Consider the following 16,689-nt stretch of genomic DNA (forward strand, 5'->3'; position numbering starts at 1 on the left):
TGCGAAACGGAGGCCGCATTCTACAACAAGCTTTTTGATTTTTGAATAGTTTTTTTGCGGCGGGTGCGAATTTATTGGGGTGGCCATGTTTCGCGCTTCGCTTTCACGCTTCGAGGCTAGCGGGAAGCGGGCATACCAGGAGCACGGGCCGCAACATCACACGTATTGCCGAACCGGCGCGGAATCGGCAATGCCTGCAGGAAAAAACAGCCTGAACACCGTGGTACCCCCGACCTCCGACTCCACCTCGACGCTGCCGTGGTGCAAGTCCATGATCGACTTCACAATGGCGAGACCAATGCCTGCCGACTCTCCTGAGTTGGCGCGAGCGGGATCGCCACGGAAGAAGCGGTCGAACAGTTTGGCCAGGTGTTCCGGCGCGATGCCGGCGCCAGGGTTGCGCACTTCGATACTGCTGCCTCCCAAGGAGGAACGCGCCGCCAGCACCACGGTCTGCCCGGCGGGTGTGTAGCGGATGGCGTTGGCCACCAGGTTGCTGACCGCGCGCCGCAGCAGCAGCGGATCGGCCTGCACGGCGCCGCCGCCGTCCACCGCGATCGCCACCCCGCGTGCCTCGGCCAGCCCCTCGAAGTAATCCGACAGCGCGCCCAGCTCGCGCGCCAGATCCAGCCGCGCCGGCTTGACGGCCACGCGGGCGTTCTCCGCCCGCGCGAGAAACAGCATGTTCTCGATCATGCGGGCGAGCCTCTCATATTCCTCGATATTGGAGGCCAACAGGGCCTGGTACTCGTCGGCGCTGCGTTCGCTCGCCAGCGCGACCTGGCTCTGTCCCAGCAGGTTGCCGATTGGCGTGCGGAAATCGTGCGCCAGGTCGGCCGAAAACTGCGAAAGCCGCTCGAAGCCGTCGCGCAGCCGGTCCATCATCTGCTGCAAGGCCGCGGCCAGCTCCTCCAGTTCGGGCGGCAATTGCTCCGGATCCACCGGCAGCGCCAGACGCCGCACGGTGACCGACGAGGCGCCGGCGGCGATGCGCCGCAGTGGCTCCATGCCGGCACGCACCACCAGGTAGCCGAGCGCGGCCACCGACACCGTGCCAAGCAGCCCGGCCAGCAACAGCTTGGCGCGGTAGGCGCGCAGCATGATGGTGCGGGAGATGGCGGTCTGGTAGAGGGTGAACGTCTGCGCCGGCGTGGCGGTGGAAGCGGCGGCGGAGGTGGAGGCGGCGCCCGCGCGCAGCAAGGCCTTGATGCCGTGCGCGGAGTAGCCCTGCTGCGTGGTCCAGGTGTGTATCGACGCGGTGTCGAGCGGCGCATCCGCGGCGAGAGGCGTTAAGGCGGGCGGCGCGTCCTTCCCGGTATTGGCGGATACCAGCACGGTACCGTCGGATGCGTGCACCACCAGCGCGAACTCGTCGTTGCCGGACACCACGCCGGCGGCTTCCCTCCACGCTCCGGCGGCGCCAGGGTCCAGTTCCGCCAGTTCATTGCGCACGCGTGCCGCCTTGCGCAGCAGTTCGGCATCGTCGCGCTCGATCACCTGCATGGCGAGCGCACGATAGAGGTAGGCGCCCGCGCCGCCGAACACGATCGCGGCGACCAGGCCAAAGGCGAGCGCCAGGCGGGTAGTGAGAGAGAGCCTGCGCATCAGGGCTGCCGGCGCTCCAGCACATAGCCCATGCCGCGTACGGTATGGATCAGCTTGGGCTGGAAGTCGTCGTCCATCTTGGCCCGCAGGCGGCGCACCGCAACGTCCACCACATTGGTGTCGCTATCGAAGTTCATATCCCACACATGCGAGGCGATCTGGGTACGGCTGAGCACCTCGCTGTGCCGCCGCGCGAGGAAATGCAGCAGCGCGAACTCGCGCGGCGTCAGATCGATGCGCTGTCCGGCACGTGTCACGCGGTGGCGGATCAGGTCGATCTCAAGGTCTTCGATTTCGATCCGGTCGGCTTCCCGCACCGGTCCGCGCCGCAGCAGCGTGCGTACCCGTGCCAGCAACTCGACGAAGGCGAACGGCTTGGCGAGATAGTCGTCGCCGCCCAGCTCCAGGCCACGCACGCGATCCTCCACTTCGTCGCGGGCGGTCAGGAACAGCACCGGCGTGTCCTTGTGCTCGCGCAGCCGCTTGAGCACTTCCCAGCCGTTCATCCCGGGCAGCATGACGTCCAGGATGACCAGGTCGTAGCTGCCTTCCAGCGCCTGGTGCAGGCCGTCGGTGCCGGTCACGGCCAGGTCGGCCACGAAGGAAGACTCCGTGAGTCCCTTGCGCAGGTATTCGCCGGTCTTGGGCTCGTCCTCCACCACCAGAATTCTCATGATCGTCCTCGTCTGACCAGTGCCGGCAAGGCATGCGGCGGCGCCTTGCATGCCGGATGATAGCGCTGGCCGCGCCGGACTTGAATGACAAATCCGTAATGGATTCGACAGCGTTCCCCTCCCCTGCCCTTTCTAGAATCCGCCCATCGAGTGTTTCCGCCGAACCGCCCAGTGGGCGCGCTGCGGCCCGTTCATCCATCACTCCGGAGATCCCACGATGTGGATCGTCAGGCTCGCGCTGAGCCGCCCCTACACCTTCGTGGTGCTGGCATTGTGCCTGCTGCTGGCCGGCCCGCTGGTGCTGCTGCGCACGCCCACCGATATCTTTCCGGCCATCGATATCCCGGTGGTCAGCGTCGTATGGACCTACAACGGCCTGTCCGCCGAGGACATGGCCCGGCGCATCGTCACCGGTTACGAGCGTTCGCTGACCAACAGCGTGGACGATATCGAACATATCGAGTCGCAATCGCTCAGCGGCGTGGCGGTGATCAAGATCTTCTTCCACCCGGGCGCGGACATCAACCGCGCCATTGCCGAGACCTCGTCCGGCGCCCAATCGATGCTGCGCAATATGCCGCCAGGCACCACGCCGCCGCTGATCCTGAGCTACAGCGCCTCCACGGTACCGATCCTGCGGCTGGCACTGGCCAGCGACCAGTTGCCCGAGCAGCAGCTCTACGACCTCGGCAACAACTTCATCCGCACCCAACTGGCCACCGTGCAGGGCGCCTCGGTGCCGCTGCCTTACGGCGGCAAGGTGCGCCAGGTGATGGTGGATCTCGATACGCGCGCGCTGCAGGCACGCGGCCTGGCGCCGCTCGATGTGGTCAACGCCATCAATGCGCAGAACCTGGTGCTGCCGGGCGGCACCGCAAAGATCGGCGCGCTGGAATATCGGGTGGACCTGAACGGCAGCACGCCCACGGTGGCCGGCCTCAACGATCTGCCGGTCAGGAGCGGCCCCGGCGGCACCGTCTATGTGCGCGACGTGGCCCACGTGCGCGACGGCTACGCGCCTCAGACCAACGTGGTACGCCGCGACGGCAAGCGCGCCGCGCTGCTGGAGATCGAGAAAAGCGGCAATACCTCCACGCTATCCATCATTGCGCAGGTCAAGGCGATGTTGCCCCGCGTCATGGCCGGCCTGCCGCCTTCGCTGCGGGTGCAGCCGGTGTCGGACCAGTCGGTCTTTGTCACCTCGGCGATCCATGGCGTGCTGCACGAGGCAATGATCGCCGCCTGCCTCACCGCGCTGATGATCCTGCTGTTCCTGGGCAGCTGGCGCGCCACGCTGATCATCGCGATCTCGATCCCGCTGTCGGTACTGGCCGCGCTGATGGCGCTCTCCGCGCTCGGCGAGACGCTGAATATCATGACGCTGGGCGGACTGGCGCTGGCGGTGGGCGTGCTGGTGGATGACGCCACCGTGGCGATCGAGAACATCACGCACCACCGCGAGATGGGCCAGGCGCTGGAGCAGGCCATTCTTGAGGGGTCGGCACAGATTGCCGTACCCACCCTGGTTTCCACCCTATCGAACTGCATCGTATTCCTGCCGATGTTCCTGCTCACCGGCGTGGCGCGCTATTTGTTCGTGCCGATGGCCGAGGCGGTAGTGTTTGCCATGGCGGCGTCCTACTTCTTCTCGCGCACGCTGATTCCCACGCTCGCGCATTACCTGATGCGCGGCGAGGCGGCGCAAACGCGCAAGCCGGGCCGCCTGCGCCGCGCCTGCGCGCGCTTGCAGTCACGCTTCGAGCGCGCTTTCGAAGCGGTGCGTGCGCGCTACGCTGCCTCGCTGGCGGCGGCGTTGCGGCATCCCCGGCGGCTCGCCGCTGCGTTCCTGGCCTGCTGCGCGGCGTCGATGGCGCTGGTGCCATTTCTCGGGCAGGATTTCTTCCCGAGCGTGGACAGCGGCGAGATCCGCCTGCACATGCGTGCCCGGACCGGTACCCGCATCGAGGAAACCGCGCGCATCGCCGACGAGGTGGAAAGCCGCATCCGCGCCGCCATCGGCCCGGACCACGTGGCCGGCATCATCGACAACATCGGCCTGCCTGTCAGCGGCATCAACCTCACCTACGACTCCGCGCTGCCGATCGGCACGGCCGATGCCGAGATACTGATCTCGCTGAAGCCAGGCCACGGCGCTACCGCGGACTATGTGGACCGGCTTGGCAGCCTGCTGCCCAAGGCGTTTCCCGGCGTGAGCTTCTCCTTCCTGCCGGCGGACATCGTCAGCCAGATCCTGAATTTCGGGTTGCCGGCGCCGATCGATATCCAGGTGGTGGGCAGCCAGCCGGCAGCCAATCGCGAGATGGCGCAGAAGCTGGCTGGCCAGTTGCGCGCGGTGCCTGGCCTGGCGGATGTGCATATCCAGCAACCCGACGACCAGCCCGCGCTGACGGTGCAGGTGGACCGCACCCGCGCGCTGCAGGCGGGGCTATCGCAGCGCGAGGTGGCGCAGAATCTGCTGATCTCGCTATCCGGCAGCAGCCAGACTTCGCCCAACTTCTGGCTGAACCCGCGCAACGGCGTAAGCTATCCGCTGATGGTGTCGGTGCCTCAGTACGCGATGGCTTCGCTGCAATCGCTATCGAACATTCCGCTTGGCCTTGGCGCTGCCCCGGGCACCACCGCCGACGGCGCCGGCGGCGACCTGCTCGGCTCGCTGGGCAGCGTGGCGCGCACGAACCAGCAGGGCGTGGTGTCGCACTACAACGTGCAGCCGGTGATCGACATCTTCGGCTCGGTGCGCGGGCGCGACCTTGGCGCGGTGGCCGGCGACATCGGCCGCCTCGTCGACGCCGCGCGCAAGACATTGCCGCCCGGGTCCGAGCTGGTCGTGCGCGGCCAGGTGCAGACCATGCACGCGTCCTTCGCCGGTCTGCTCGGCGGCCTGGCGATCGCGGTGGTGCTGGTGTACCTGCTGATGGTGGTGAACTTCCAGTCCTGGCTCGACCCGCTGGCCATCATCGGCGGACTGCCGGGCGCGCTGGCCGGCATGGCGTGGATGCTTTTCATCACCCGCACCACCGTCAGCGTGCCGGCGCTGACCGGCGCCATCATGTGCATCGGCATCGCCACCGCCAACAGCATCCTGGTGATCAGCCTGGCGCGCGAGCTGCGCGCGCGGGGCGCGTCGCCCTTCGACGCCGCGCTGCAAGCCGGCATCGGCCGCTTCCGCCCGGTGGTGATGACCGCGCTGGCGATGTTGATCGGCATGATCCCGATGGCGCTCGGCGCCGGCGACGCGGGCGCGCAGAACGCGCCGCTGGGCCGCGCCGTGATCGGCGGCCTGGCCTGCGGCACCGTCGCCACCCTGGTACTGGTGCCGACCCTGTTCGCGCTGCTGCACCGCTGGCTTGCCGCTCGCGCTCCTACCTCCGCCCTTGCACCGCGTCCCGCCCTCAGCTTCGAACAGAAAGGTCAGGCATGACTCTCCCCGCTTCCCAAGCTTCACCCACTGCCAACTTATCGTCCGCCACCGGCACCGCCAGGGTTCGCCGCATACGCGCCGGCCTGCTGGCGCTGGCTTTGCTCGGCGCGGCGCTGGCCGCCGGCGTCGTGCCCAGGCTGCACGCCAAGGCCGCACTGGCCGTTAACAGTGCCGAAGCGATGGCCATGGTCGTTTCCACGGTGAGGCCCGCCAGCGCACCAGCGGTTCAGGAATTGACCTTGCCAGGCGATGTGCGCGCCTTCCAGGACGCACCGGTCTATGCGCGCGTGAACGGCTACCTGCGCCGCTGGTACGCCGACATCGGCACGCCGGTCAGGCAAGGCCAGTTGCTGGCGGAGATCGATGCCCCTGAGGTGAGCGACCAGCTACGCCAGGCGCGCGCCGACGAAGCCATCGCCGCGGCCAACTATGCGCTGGCCAAGAGCACGGCAGAGCGCTGGCAGGACCTGCTCAAATCGCGCTCGGTGGCCCAGCAGGACACCGACCAGAAAGTGGCCGACATGCAAGCCAAGGCCGCCACGCTGGCCTCGGCGCGCTCCAACACGGCGCGCCTGGCGCAACTGGCCTCGTACACGCAGATCCGCGCGCCCTTCGACGGCGTGGTGACAGCGCGCAATGTGGACACCGGCGCGCTGATCGATGCCGGCAGCGCCGGCGGACCCGGCCGCGAACTCTTCCACCTTTCCGCTAGCGAGCGGCTGCGCGTGTACGTGCAGGTGCCACAGGACGCCAGCGGCATCGTCGGCCCGCAGATGCAGGCGTGGCTGACGTTGCCGCAGTTCCCCGGGCAGCGTTTTCCCGCCACCGTGGCGCGCAACGCCGGCGCCATCGATCACGTCACGCGCAGCCTGCGCGTGGAACTGGACGTGGACAACGCCGGCGGCCGGATCCTGCCCGGGGCCTATGCCGAGGCGCACCTGAGCGCGCCGCGGACACGGGCCGGCCTGGACCTGCCGGCCAATACGCTGATGTTCCGGGCGCAGGGCACCTGCGTGGCCGTGGTTGGCGCGGACGGCAAGCTGGCAATCCGGACCGTGACGATCGGGCGCGACTTCGGCTCCCATGTGGAAATCACCGAAGGCCTGCGGGGCGGAGAGCAAGTGGTGGTCAATCCCGGCGACGGCTTGCTGGCGGGCGATGTGGTCAGGCTGACCACCAAAGCAAGGTAGGCCCGGCATGCATGCACGACACACTCCCGTCCGTTTCCCCAAGACCAGGCGCAACGCAACGAGCCTGGCCATCACCATTGCCATGGCCGCGCTGCTGGCCGGCTGCGCCACCGCCCCACCCTACCAGCCGCCCGCCGTGGACACGCCGGCTGCCTACAAGGAAGCCGGCGCCAGCGCCGCGCAGCCGGGCGGTCCGCCGGGCATCGCGCCGGACTGGTGGCGCGTATATGCCGATGCACGGCTCGACACGCTCGAAGCACACATCGATGTTTCCAGCCAGACGCTGCGCAAGGCGGTGGCCCTGCTGCAAGATGCACGCGCCCAGGCCAGGGCCGCGCATGCCGCGTACTTTCCCACCCTCAGCGCCGGGGCGAGTATCAGCAGCAGCCATACCTCGGCCAATGTGGTTGGCCGCTCGCTGGCCGGCAAGACCGAACCCAACCACCTGCTGGGCCTGACAGCCACCTGGGAGCCGGACCTGTGGGGCCGCATCGGCAATGGCGTGGACGCAGCCGAGGCGCGCGCCCAGGCCAGCGCCGACGACGTAGCGGCCGTGCGCCTGGGCCTGCAGGCCGAGCTGGCCGCCGACTACTTCGGCCTGCGCTCGACCGACCGGGAACTCGACCTGCTCCAGCGCACCCTTGACGCCTACGGTACGGTGCTGGAGCTGGCCGGCAACCGCTACCGTGGCGGCATCGCGACGGAAGGCGACGTGGCACAGGCCCGGGCCCAGCTCGAGAACGCCAGGGCGCAGCTGGCGGACCTGCGCCTGAATCGCGCGCAACTGGAGCATGCCATCGCCACGCTGCTGGGCGAACCCGTCGCGCGCTTCTCGCTGCCGCCGCTGGCCGACACCGCGGCGCTGCCCGCGCTGCCAGCCATCCCGGCCGCGCTGCCCTCGCAACTGCTGGAGCGCCGGCCCGACATTGCGGCCGCCGAACGCCGCGTGGCGGCCGCGAACGCCCAGATCGGCGTGGCCCGCGCCGCCTTTTTCCCGAGCCTGCTGCTTGCCGTGAGCGGAGGCCTGGAGAGCACCAGCCTGGCCGGCTGGCTGACCGCGCCAAGCCGCTTCTGGGCCATCGGCCCGGCGCTGGCCGCCACGCTGTTCGACGGCGGGCGCCGGCAGGCGGTGGCCGACAGCGCGCGCGCCCAGTTAGACGCCAGCGCCGCCGACTATCGCGGCACCGTGCTGCGCGGCTTCCAGGAGGTGGAGGACAACTTCGCCGCGTTGCGTGCGCTGCAGGAGGAAGCCACCAGCCAGCAGGCGGCGGCCGAAGCGTCCGAGCGTGCGCTGGCGCTGGGGCTGGACCGCTACCGCAAGGGCGCCGTGGCCTATCTGGATGTCAGCGTGCTGGAGAGCACAGCGCTTGCCAGCGAGCGGGCCGCCGAGGCGGTGCGCCGGCGGCAACTGATAGCGAGCGTCATGCTGGTCAAGGCACTGGGTGGTGGCTGGCAAAGCGCACCGATGACGAAACTGTAATGAGATGGTCAGGCTCGGGTCAGTGGCTAAAGCCAATACTGGGTACAGCCTGTTCATCCTGTCGATGAAGGCGCCACGGCCCCGGCGGCAGCGGGCCATCCGACCGAAAGAGGTAACGCATCATGAAAGCACTCATCCGCACCGTACTGATTTCCTGCGCCCTGGCCGCGCCAACCCTGTCCTTCGCGCAAAGCGCGCAGGCGCCTCTCAGCCGCGCCGACGTTCGTGCCGACCTGATCCGGCTGGAACAGGCGGGCTACCAGCCGGGACGCGGCGACAACGCGAACTATCCGCGAGACATCCAGGCAGCCGAAGCCAAGGTGCAAGCGGAGGACGCCGCATCAGCCAACGGAGCCACGGCAAACGCGCAAGCGCAACTGCAGGCGACCGCCAACATGTCAATCGAGCGCGGCCAACCCCGCATCGATGCCGCGCGCACCCCCTTCTACTACGGCGCATGAGGCCTCGGCACCGCCACACGCTACGCGTTCCGCGCTGCAATTCGCGCACCCGGAACGCGGCGCTGGCAATGCGAATCACAGTGGCGGCGGCGCGCTTGCCGCGCCTACCGATGCCGGAACACCGCCTCCCGCCGCTCCAGGAACGCATTCATCCCCTCTTTCAGATCCTGCGTGGCGAACAGCGCATGCAACTGCCTGCGCTCGAACAGCATCCCCTCCGACAGCGATGACTCATAGGCACGGTTGACCGCCTCCTTCACCGCCATCATCGACGGCAGCGAAAAACCCGCAACGGTGTGTGCCACCGCCATCGCCTCATCCATCAGCCGGCCCGCTGCCACCACCCGCGACACCAGCCCGCTGCGCTCAGCCTCCGCCGCATCCATATTGCGCGCCGTCATGCACATGTCCATGGCCTTCGCCTTGGAGATTGCACGCGGCAGGCGTTGGGTGCCGCCGGCACCGGGAATTACCGCGAGTTTCAGCTCCGGCAGGCCGAACACGGCGTTGTCCGCCGCGATGAGGATGTCGCAGGCCATGGCCAGTTCGCAGCCGCCGCCCAAAGCATAGCCGGCCACCGCGGCGATCACCGGCTTGCGCACGCCGCGCAGCGTCTCCCAGTTGCGTGTGATGTAGTTGGACTTGAACACGTCCATATAGTCCCAGCCGCGCATCGCCGCGATGTCGGCGCCGGCGGCGAACGCCTTGTCATTGCCGGTGATCACGATCGCGCCGATGCCGTCGTTCTCATCCAATGCCAGCAGCGCCAGGCCAAGCGCATCCATCAGCGCATCGTTGAGGGCATTCATCTGCCCGGGGCGATTGAGCCGCAGCACGCCGACGCGGCCGGTGATCTCGGCGAGAATCAGGTTCTCTTCCATCTTGCCGTGGCCTTTATCCGCGCGCATTGGACTCGCCCTCCGGGTTCCCCGCCTGGCGGAGTTGCTCCCGCAGCCTGAACTTCTGGATCTTGCCCGCCGGCGTGGCGGGCAGCGCCGGCTGCACCACCAGCCGCTCGGGGATATATTGCGCGGCCATCTTCTGCGCCTTCAGGAAGTCCACCATTGCCGCCATGCCGAACTCCTGGCCGGGCCTGGGTACGACGAAGGCACAGGCGCGCTCGCCGAGCCGCTCATCGGGATAGGACACGATGGCCACTTGCGCAACGGCCGGGTGGCGATACAGCAGGGTCTCGATCTCCACCACGGGAATGTTCTCCCCGCCACGGATGATGACGTCCTTGCTGCGCCCGTCGATACGGATATAACCGCGGGCATCGATGCGAGCAAGGTCGCCGGTGTCGAACCAGCCGTCGGCGTCGGTGTCGTTCAGGTGCGGCCGCCGCAGGTAGCCGCCGAAGTTTGAACAGGACCGCACCAGCAACCTGCCGGTGGCGCCGGGCGGCAACGCCGCGCCTGCCGCGTCGGCCACCCGGACTTCGACGCCCGGCAACGGACAGCCGTCGGTGTGGATGGCCCGCTCATCGTCGTCTTCCAGCCGGGTCGTGGTCACGGCGCCCATTTCCGTCATGCCCCATGCCGAGACCACCTTGGCGCCCAGCGCGGCGCGCGCGTGCTCCACCAGCGCGCCGGGGATGGGCGCGCCGGCGCACAGGAATGCGCGCAGGGTGGGCACCGCATCGCCCGTCTCCGTCACCATCCTGGCCAGGTCGGTGAGAAACGGCGTCGAGGCCATGGTGAAGCTGACGCCCTCCTGCCGGATCAGGTCCAGCGCCTTGCGCGGCTCCCAGATGTCCTGAAGCACCACGCTCGCCCCCAGCATGACGGGCATCATCAGGCCGTACATAAAGCCGGTCTGGTGCGCCATCGGCGACGCCATCAGGATCACGTCATCCGCGCCCAGGTGCAGGCGCCCGGCGTAGGCGACGATATTGGACATCAGGGTATTGGCCGAATGCAGCACGCCCTTGGGCTCGCCGGTGGTACCGGAGGTGTAGATCAGCTGGGTGATGTCATCCGGGCCGGGACAATGGCGTGCCGGCATCTCGCCGGCATCGTCCCCGGCAGGCCCGCTCGACAGCGCCTCGAAGGCATTGGGCCCGCTGCCGCTGATCACCACCACGTGCCGCAGGTCCGGCAGCGCCTGGCGCAGGCCATCGAACATCGCTTCGTAGTCAAACCCGCGGAACCGCTTTGGCACCACCACCACCTTGCTGCACGCGTGCCTGAGCATGAACGACAGTTCGCGCTCGCGCAGGATCGGCATCAGCGGATTGAGCACGGCGCCTAGGCGCGAGCAGGCCAGGTAGAGCGCTGTGAATTCCCACCAGTTCGGCAACTGGCAGGACACCACGTCGTCGCGGCCAACGCCCAGCCTGGCCAGGCCGAGGGCAATGCGTTCGGCGCGGGTGGCCAGCTCCCGATACGTCAGGCGGGTGACCGCGCCGCTCTCCACCTGCACGGCGGTCAGCGCGATCTTGTCCGGGCAGCGGGCCACGCAATCGTCCAGCGCATCGTTGATGGTGCGCTCGGGCCACAGGCCCTGCGCGATGCTGGCGGCGCGGCGCGGTGGCAGCAGTACGGCGTCGAATTCCATGGCGTGTCTCCTCGTTGTTGTCGTGGTCAGGTCGCGGCGGGGGCGGTCGTCAGGCGGGCACCGCATCCCGGCCCGCGTGCGTGCGGGCGATGATGGTCTTCATGATCTGGGCCGTGCCGTCACCGATCTGGAAGCCCAGCACGTCGCGCAGGCGCTGCTCCATCGGGCCGCGGTCATAGCCGCCGTGGCCGAACGAGAGCAGGCACTGGTGCACCACGTCGTAGGCCAGCTTGGGCGCCCACCACTTGCACATCGCGGCTTCAGCGGTGTGCGGCAGGTTGTGGTCTTTCATCCAGAGTGTCTGCAGGCACAGCAGGCGCGCTGCCGTGACCTGTGTCTCGTAGTCCGCCAGCGGATGCGAGACGCCCTGGAAGGCCGACAGCGGCTTGCCGAAGGCCTGGCGCTCCGCCACGTATTCCCAGGTTTCCTCCAGGCTCGCCTTCGCCACCGCCAGCACCTGCAAGCCGATCAGCGCGCGGGAAAAATCGAAACCCTGCATCACCTGCACAAAGCCCTCGCCTTCCTTGCCAAGCAGGTGGCTCACCGGCACGCGCACATTCTCGAAGAAGATCGAGCCGCGCCCGATGGCGCGCTGGCCATGGCAGTCGAAGCGGTTGGTGGTGATGCCCGGCAGGTCCATCGGCACCAGCAGCGCCGAAACGCCGCGCGCGCCGGCTTCGATGGAGCCGCTGCGCGCGAACACCACCGCCGCGTCCGCCTGGTCGGCGGCGGAGATGGAGGTCTTCTCGCCGTTGAGCACGTAATGGTCGCCATCGCGCTCCATGCGCAGGCGCAGGCCGGCCGCATCGGAGCCGCCGCGCGGCTCGGTCAGCGCGATCGCGAACAGGGCTTCGCCTTGCGTCAGGCGCCGCAGCCACGGACGGGCGATTTCCGGCGCGGCGTGATGGGCCAGGATCTGACCGTTCAGCGAGGCCAGCAGGTTGATATAGGAAAGGCTCAGGTCGGCGCGCGCCACCTCTTCGTGGATCACGCCGGCGGCCAGGCAGCCCAAACCCTGGCCGCCGTATTGCTCGGGCAGTTCGGGCGCGATAAAGCCCATCTGGCCCATCTCGCGCATCAGCCCGCGGTCCAGCTCGCGGGTGCGGTCGCGCGCGAGGAAGCCGGGCGCGATGCGTTCGGTGGCGAAGCGGCGGGCATGGTCGCCCAGTGCGACCAGGTCTTCATCGAGATAGGGGTTCATGGCGTCTCCAGGATGTCTTGCCGCGCGGCGCGCCGGTGCGATGCGCCGTGCGGCCGCGTTGCTTGTGCCAGCAACGGCGGATTACTTCGCGTACTTGCGGAAATCGGGCTTGCGCTTTTCCTGGAAGGCGGTCACGCCCTCGCGCGATTCCTCGGTGTCGTAGTAGAGCTTCAGCGCGTACATGCCCATGCCGGCAATGCCGCTCTGGTGGGCGGTGTCCATATTGAAGGAACGCTTGGCGATGGCCAGCGCGGTCGGGCTCTTGTCCATGATCTCGTCGCACCATTTCTGCACTTCGGCATCGAGTTGCTCATGCGGGACGACTGCGTTGACCAGCCCCATGGCAAGGGCTTCGGCGGCCGGATAGCGCCGGCACAGGTACCAGATCTCGCGCGCTTTTTTCTCGCCCACCACACGCGCCAGGAACGCCGTGCCATAGCCGGGATCGACCGAGCCGACCTTGGGACCGACCTGCCCGAACACGGCCTTGTCGGACGCGATGGTGAAGTCGCAGATCGTGCACAGCACGTTGCCCCCGCCGATGGCGTAGCCCTGCACGCGCGCGATCACGGGCTTGGGCACGTCGCGGATGGCGTTGTGCAGTTCTTCCATCGGCAGGCCGATGGTGCCGCGTCCGTCGTACTGGCCTTCATGGGCGGACTGGTCGCCGCCGGTGCAGAAGGCCTTCTCGCCGGCGCCGGCCAGCACGATGGCGCCGATGGCGCGGTCATAGCCGGCGCGATTGATCGCGTGGATCAGTTCGTCACAGGTGCGCCCGCGGAATGCGTTCATCTTCTCCGGGCGGTTGATGGTGATCCAGGCTGCGCCGTTGCGCACTTCATAGAGGATGTCTTCGTATGGCATGGTGTGTCTCCGTTGTCGTGGTGGGTGCCGGATGCTGGCTGCGCTCATCCGTTCATGGTCAGGCCGCCCGACACGCTCAGTACCTGGCCGGTAATGAAGGCCGCGTCATCGCTGGCAAAGAACACGATCGCGCCGGGCAGGTCGTCCGGCTGGCCGATGCGGCCCAGCGGGATGGAGCGGGTGAAGGCTTCCATCAGCTTTTCCGGGTTGCCCGCGCCTTGCTTGTAGTCGGCGAACAGCGCGGTGTCGGTCGGGCCGGGACACACCACGTTGACGGTGATGCCGTGGCGCGCGTGCTCGCGCGCGATGGTCTTGGAGAACGACACCAGCCCGCCCTTGCAGGCGGCGTACACGGCTTCGCCGGAGGAGCCCACCCGCGCCGCGTCGGAAGCAATGTTGACGATGCGCCCGCACTTGCGCTCCACCATGCCGGGCAGCACGGCGTGATGCATATGCAGCGCGCCGGTCAGGTTGATGGCGATCAGGCGTTCCCATTGCGCCGGTTCCGTCTTGGTGAACGGCTTGAATACGTCCCAGCCGGCGTTATTGACCAGGACATCGACCGGGCCGAGCTGGCTCACGGTGGCGGCAACCGCGGCATCCACGCTGGTGCGGTCCGTAATGTCACACTGGAACGCCTCGGCCCGGCCGCCTTCTTCGCGGATCCGGGCGGCGACCTGCCCTGCGGCGTCGAGGTTCAGGTCCAGCACGGCCACGGCAGCGCCTTCGCGCGCAAAGCGACGGCAGGTCGCCCCACCGATGCCGCCACCACCACCGGTCACGATGACCGTCTTGCCTTCGAGTCTTTGCACAGTGTTCTCCTTCCAGGTCCAGGGTGCTATCGTGCGGCTTAAACGTCGCGCGTCAGCGGTTAAATACGTCAATATGTTGACGTATACTAGGCTGGCAACTGGACCAATGCAAGTACGACTACCCAGGAAGTTATGATAGTTAACCCCGATTTTGATGATGATCTTGCTCCGGCGGCGCGCATGGAGATGGCAAACAGGCTGTTCTTCCGCCTGTATCAATGCGCAAATATGTTGCATAAAACGGGATCAAGAGCCGTCGAGGCCGAAGGCCTGACCACGCAGCAGTGGGCGGTACTGGGCGCCCTATCGCGGCCGCAGGCGGCCGAGGGCATGAGCGTGGGGGACCTGGCGCGCTACCTGATGGTTAGCCGGCAGAACCTGTCCGGCCTGGTGGGCCGCATGGAGCGCGACGGCCACCTGAGCCTGGCGCCGGACGGGCGCGACCGGCGTTCGCGGCTGGTCACGATGACGGAGACCGGGCGCCATGTCTGGCTGAAGCTGGCGCAACCCAAGATCCGCGACTACTACGAGCGGGCGCTGACCGATTTTTCAACGGGCGACATCACGCACACGCTGCATTACCTGCTCAAGCTGCTGGAGAACATGAAAGCACTGGATGCCGAAGGGCCTGTGGCGGACGAAGCGCCGGAGTAATGGCGGAGGGCGTGGAGGACTACATGAAAGACATGCCGGCGCGGACGATGCGCGTGCGCGCCGGCATGCGTTATTCGGCCTTGATGCCGTGGGCGCGGATCAGTTCGGCCCAGCCCGCGCTTTCCTGGCGAATGCGCGTTGCGAGCGCGTCGGGCGTGCCGGCGACCGGCTCCATGCCTTGCCGCGCGAGTTCTTCGCGGACCGCCTTGCCGCCGAAGACCGCGCGCACGTCGGCATAGAGCGCATCGGCCACCGGCGCCGGGGTGGCGCGCGGCAGCAGCAGCGCATACCAGGAGCTGACCTCGATGCCACGCACGCCCTGCTCCGCCAGGGACGGGATGGCAGGCGCCGCGGGAGAGCGCGCGGCCTGGGTGACGGCCAGTGCACGCAACGCGCCGGAGCGGATAAACGGCGCCAGCGTGGGCAGCGTGCCGAACAGGATCGGCACCTGCCCGCCCACCACATCGTTAAGCGCCTGCGTGGTGCCCTTATAAGGGACATGCAGCAATGCGATGCCCGTCTGCTGGCGGAACAGCTCGCCCGCCAGGTGCAGGCCACTGCCCACGCCGGGACTGGCATAGCCTAGCGGCGGATTGGCGCGCTGCGCCAGCGCCACCAGCTCCTGCACCGAACCGGCCCGCACCGAGGGATGCACCGCCAGCACATTGGGCGAACTCGCCAGCAGCGAGACCGGGCGGAAGTCCCGCTCCACGTTGTAGGCAAGCGCGGGGAACAGCGTGGGATTGATGGTCAGGTTGCCGGCAGGCGCGACCAGCAGCGTGCAGCCGTCGCCCGCGGCGCGGCGCACGGCGTCGATGCCGATATTGCCGTTGGCGCCAGGCTTGTTGTCGACCACCACGGTGACGCCGCGCCGCTGGTGGAGGCCTTGCGCGAGCGTGCGCGCCAACAGGTCCGCCGGGCCGGCTGCGGGGAACGGCACGACTATGCGCAGTGCGCTGCAACTGCTGGCCGCATCCGTCCCGGCGGCACGCGCGGCCGGAACAACGCCTTGCCACAGGCCGGCAATCGCCAGGCACGCGAGCGCCGTCCCGCGCATCGCGCGCGCGATCTTTTCTTCACTCTTCGGATATTGCACTTCGGAAGGCCTGCTCAAGAGTCTGGGGTATTGGTGATGCCGCAACGAAGATATTTTGTTTCACTAAAGAAACATGGCTCTTCTATTGAAACAAAAGAAAATATAGCCCGTCCCTGCAGAGGAAGAGACTAGGGTTATCCCCAGGTTCGCGTGGTGCATCAGGGAACCGGCCGCACTAGTGAAGTCCGGTGCGCCCGCAATGGTGCGCGCGGCGGCTGGCCTAAACTGGAAACAGCACCCTGACACGACAACCGTCCATGCCACGGTCGCGGCACGCGGACGCCGTTGCGGGGCGCGCACGGGAGGTTATCGTGCAAGGCTTCCAGCTCACGCTGTTCACCATCGAGAACCGGCGTCACCACGGCAAGCAGTTGTCGCACTGGTTGCTGCAGGTTCTGAGGGACCTGCATATCCGCGGCGCCACGCACACGGTGGCGGCCGAGGGCATCGGCCATGACCGCCGCTTTCACACCTGGCATTTCCTGGAACTGGCCGACCGGCCGGAAGAAATCACCGTGATTGCCACGGAAGAGGAGGTGCAGCGTTTGTTCGACCGGCTGGCCGAGGAAGACGTCCAGGTGTTCTACGCCAAGACGCCGGTGGAGTTCGGCTTCCTGGGGAAAGGCGCGCCAGGCGCGCAGGCCCGCCCCTGAA

14 protein-coding genes are annotated in these 16,689 nt (G+C 67.8%); 6 read left to right on the forward strand and 8 right to left on the reverse strand.

Translation table 11 applies throughout. The features are described 5' to 3' along the window. Positions 1-156: 156 nt before the first annotated feature. Together AC1DS6_RS17375 and AC1DS6_RS17380 are read right to left on the reverse strand one after the other, a co-directional pair. Positions 157-1,605 carry a heavy metal sensor histidine kinase gene (locus AC1DS6_RS17375; RefSeq protein WP_477102798.1) on the reverse strand — a complete coding sequence of 483 codons (1,449 nt, stop codon included), beginning with the start codon at positions 1,603-1,605 and terminating at the stop codon, positions 157-159. After that, on the reverse strand, positions 1,605-2,279 hold the full coding sequence (locus AC1DS6_RS17380) for a heavy metal response regulator transcription factor (RefSeq protein WP_441633833.1): 675 nt from the start codon (positions 2,277-2,279) through the stop codon (positions 1,605-1,607). The genes AC1DS6_RS17375 and AC1DS6_RS17380 overlap by 1 nt, the downstream gene beginning before the upstream one ends. A 217-nt stretch (positions 2,280-2,496) precedes the next feature. Between AC1DS6_RS17380 and AC1DS6_RS17385 the strand changes: the two genes are divergently transcribed. The 4 genes from AC1DS6_RS17385 (at position 2,497) to AC1DS6_RS17400 (ending at position 8,852) form a co-directional block, all read left to right on the forward strand. Next, positions 2,497-5,721: an efflux RND transporter permease subunit gene (locus AC1DS6_RS17385; protein WP_477102799.1), complete on the forward strand. Its 3,225-nt coding sequence runs from the start codon at positions 2,497-2,499 to the stop codon at positions 5,719-5,721. Then, a complete protein-coding gene (locus AC1DS6_RS17390) occupies positions 5,718-6,911 on the forward strand; it encodes an efflux RND transporter periplasmic adaptor subunit (RefSeq protein ID WP_477102800.1) in 1,194 nt (397 codons plus the stop codon). The genes AC1DS6_RS17385 and AC1DS6_RS17390 overlap by 4 nt, the downstream gene beginning before the upstream one ends. 7 nt (positions 6,912-6,918) lie before the next feature. After that, positions 6,919-8,391, forward strand: coding sequence for an efflux transporter outer membrane subunit (locus AC1DS6_RS17395; protein WP_441633827.1), 1,473 nt, complete (start codon positions 6,919-6,921; stop codon positions 8,389-8,391). A gap of 122 nt (positions 8,392-8,513) precedes the next feature. Then, positions 8,514-8,852, forward strand: coding sequence for a DUF4148 domain-containing protein (locus AC1DS6_RS17400; RefSeq protein ID WP_477102801.1), 339 nt, complete (start codon positions 8,514-8,516; stop codon positions 8,850-8,852). A gap of 104 nt (positions 8,853-8,956) precedes the next feature. On the opposite strand, the gene AC1DS6_RS17405 is transcribed toward AC1DS6_RS17400, so the two are convergent. From AC1DS6_RS17405 to badH, 5 genes are all read right to left on the reverse strand, one after another. Further along, positions 8,957-9,733, reverse strand: a complete 777-nt coding sequence (locus AC1DS6_RS17405; RefSeq protein ID WP_441633870.1) for an enoyl-CoA hydratase — start codon at positions 9,731-9,733, stop codon at positions 8,957-8,959. A gap of 13 nt (positions 9,734-9,746) precedes the next feature. After that, positions 9,747-11,408 carry a cyclohexanecarboxylate-CoA ligase gene (gene aliA / locus AC1DS6_RS17410; protein WP_477102802.1) on the reverse strand — a complete coding sequence of 554 codons (1,662 nt, stop codon included), beginning with the start codon at positions 11,406-11,408 and terminating at the stop codon, positions 9,747-9,749. Positions 11,409-11,457: 49 nt separating this feature from the next. Beyond that, positions 11,458-12,609: a cyclohexanecarboxyl-CoA dehydrogenase gene (gene aliB, locus AC1DS6_RS17415; protein WP_441633821.1), complete on the reverse strand. Its 1,152-nt coding sequence runs from the start codon at positions 12,607-12,609 to the stop codon at positions 11,458-11,460. Positions 12,610-12,690: 81 nt separating this feature from the next. Next, on the reverse strand, positions 12,691-13,473 hold the full coding sequence (badI, locus tag AC1DS6_RS17420) for a 2-ketocyclohexanecarboxyl-CoA hydrolase (protein WP_441633819.1): 783 nt from the start codon (positions 13,471-13,473) through the stop codon (positions 12,691-12,693). A 44-nt stretch (positions 13,474-13,517) separates the two neighbouring features. After that, on the reverse strand, positions 13,518-14,285 hold the full coding sequence (gene badH, locus AC1DS6_RS17425; protein WP_441633817.1) for a 2-hydroxycyclohexanecarboxyl-CoA dehydrogenase: 768 nt from the start codon (positions 14,283-14,285) through the stop codon (positions 13,518-13,520). Between the two features lie 132 nt (positions 14,286-14,417). Here badH and AC1DS6_RS17430 point away from each other — a divergent pair, with 132 nt between their 5' ends. Next, positions 14,418-14,939, forward strand: a complete 522-nt coding sequence (locus AC1DS6_RS17430) for a MarR family winged helix-turn-helix transcriptional regulator (protein WP_477102803.1) — start codon at positions 14,418-14,420, stop codon at positions 14,937-14,939. A 70-nt stretch (positions 14,940-15,009) separates the two neighbouring features. Here AC1DS6_RS17430 and AC1DS6_RS17435 read toward each other — a convergent pair whose 3' ends face one another. Continuing rightward, positions 15,010-15,996, reverse strand: a complete 987-nt coding sequence (locus AC1DS6_RS17435; RefSeq protein WP_477102846.1) for a tripartite tricarboxylate transporter substrate binding protein — start codon at positions 15,994-15,996, stop codon at positions 15,010-15,012. A gap of 350 nt (positions 15,997-16,346) precedes the next feature. On the opposite strand from AC1DS6_RS17435, the gene AC1DS6_RS17440 reads away from it, so the two are divergent. Next, positions 16,347-16,688, forward strand: coding sequence for a DUF190 domain-containing protein (locus AC1DS6_RS17440; protein ID WP_441633815.1), 342 nt, complete (start codon positions 16,347-16,349; stop codon positions 16,686-16,688). Position 16,689: the final 1 nt, after the last annotated feature.

The sequence above is a fragment of the Cupriavidus sp. 05L310 genome, from assembly GCF_056398185.1.

Excerpts from the sequence above, each read along its gene's own strand:
- AC1DS6_RS17375 (WP_477102798.1), bottom strand. The coding sequence starts at position 1,605 with ATGCGCAGGCTCTCTCTCACTACCCGCCTGGCGCTCGCCTTTGGCCTG.
- AC1DS6_RS17380 (WP_441633833.1), bottom strand. The coding sequence starts at position 2,279 with ATGAGAATTCTGGTGGTGGAGGACGAGCCCAAGACCGGCGAATACCTG.
- AC1DS6_RS17385 (WP_477102799.1), top strand. The coding sequence starts at position 2,497 with ATGTGGATCGTCAGGCTCGCGCTGAGCCGCCCCTACACCTTCGTGGTG.
- AC1DS6_RS17390 (WP_477102800.1), top strand. The coding sequence starts at position 5,718 with ATGACTCTCCCCGCTTCCCAAGCTTCACCCACTGCCAACTTATCGTCC.
- AC1DS6_RS17395 (WP_441633827.1), top strand. The coding sequence starts at position 6,919 with ATGCATGCACGACACACTCCCGTCCGTTTCCCCAAGACCAGGCGCAAC.
- AC1DS6_RS17400 (WP_477102801.1), top strand. The coding sequence starts at position 8,514 with ATGAAAGCACTCATCCGCACCGTACTGATTTCCTGCGCCCTGGCCGCG.
- AC1DS6_RS17405 (WP_441633870.1), bottom strand. The coding sequence starts at position 9,733 with ATGGAAGAGAACCTGATTCTCGCCGAGATCACCGGCCGCGTCGGCGTG.
- aliA (WP_477102802.1), bottom strand. The coding sequence starts at position 11,408 with ATGGAATTCGACGCCGTACTGCTGCCACCGCGCCGCGCCGCCAGCATC.
- aliB (WP_441633821.1), bottom strand. The coding sequence starts at position 12,609 with ATGAACCCCTATCTCGATGAAGACCTGGTCGCACTGGGCGACCATGCC.
- badI (WP_441633819.1), bottom strand. The coding sequence starts at position 13,473 with ATGCCATACGAAGACATCCTCTATGAAGTGCGCAACGGCGCAGCCTGG.
- AC1DS6_RS17430 (WP_477102803.1), top strand. The coding sequence starts at position 14,418 with ATGATAGTTAACCCCGATTTTGATGATGATCTTGCTCCGGCGGCGCGC.
- AC1DS6_RS17435 (WP_477102846.1), bottom strand. The coding sequence starts at position 15,996 with ATGCGCGGGACGGCGCTCGCGTGCCTGGCGATTGCCGGCCTGTGGCAA.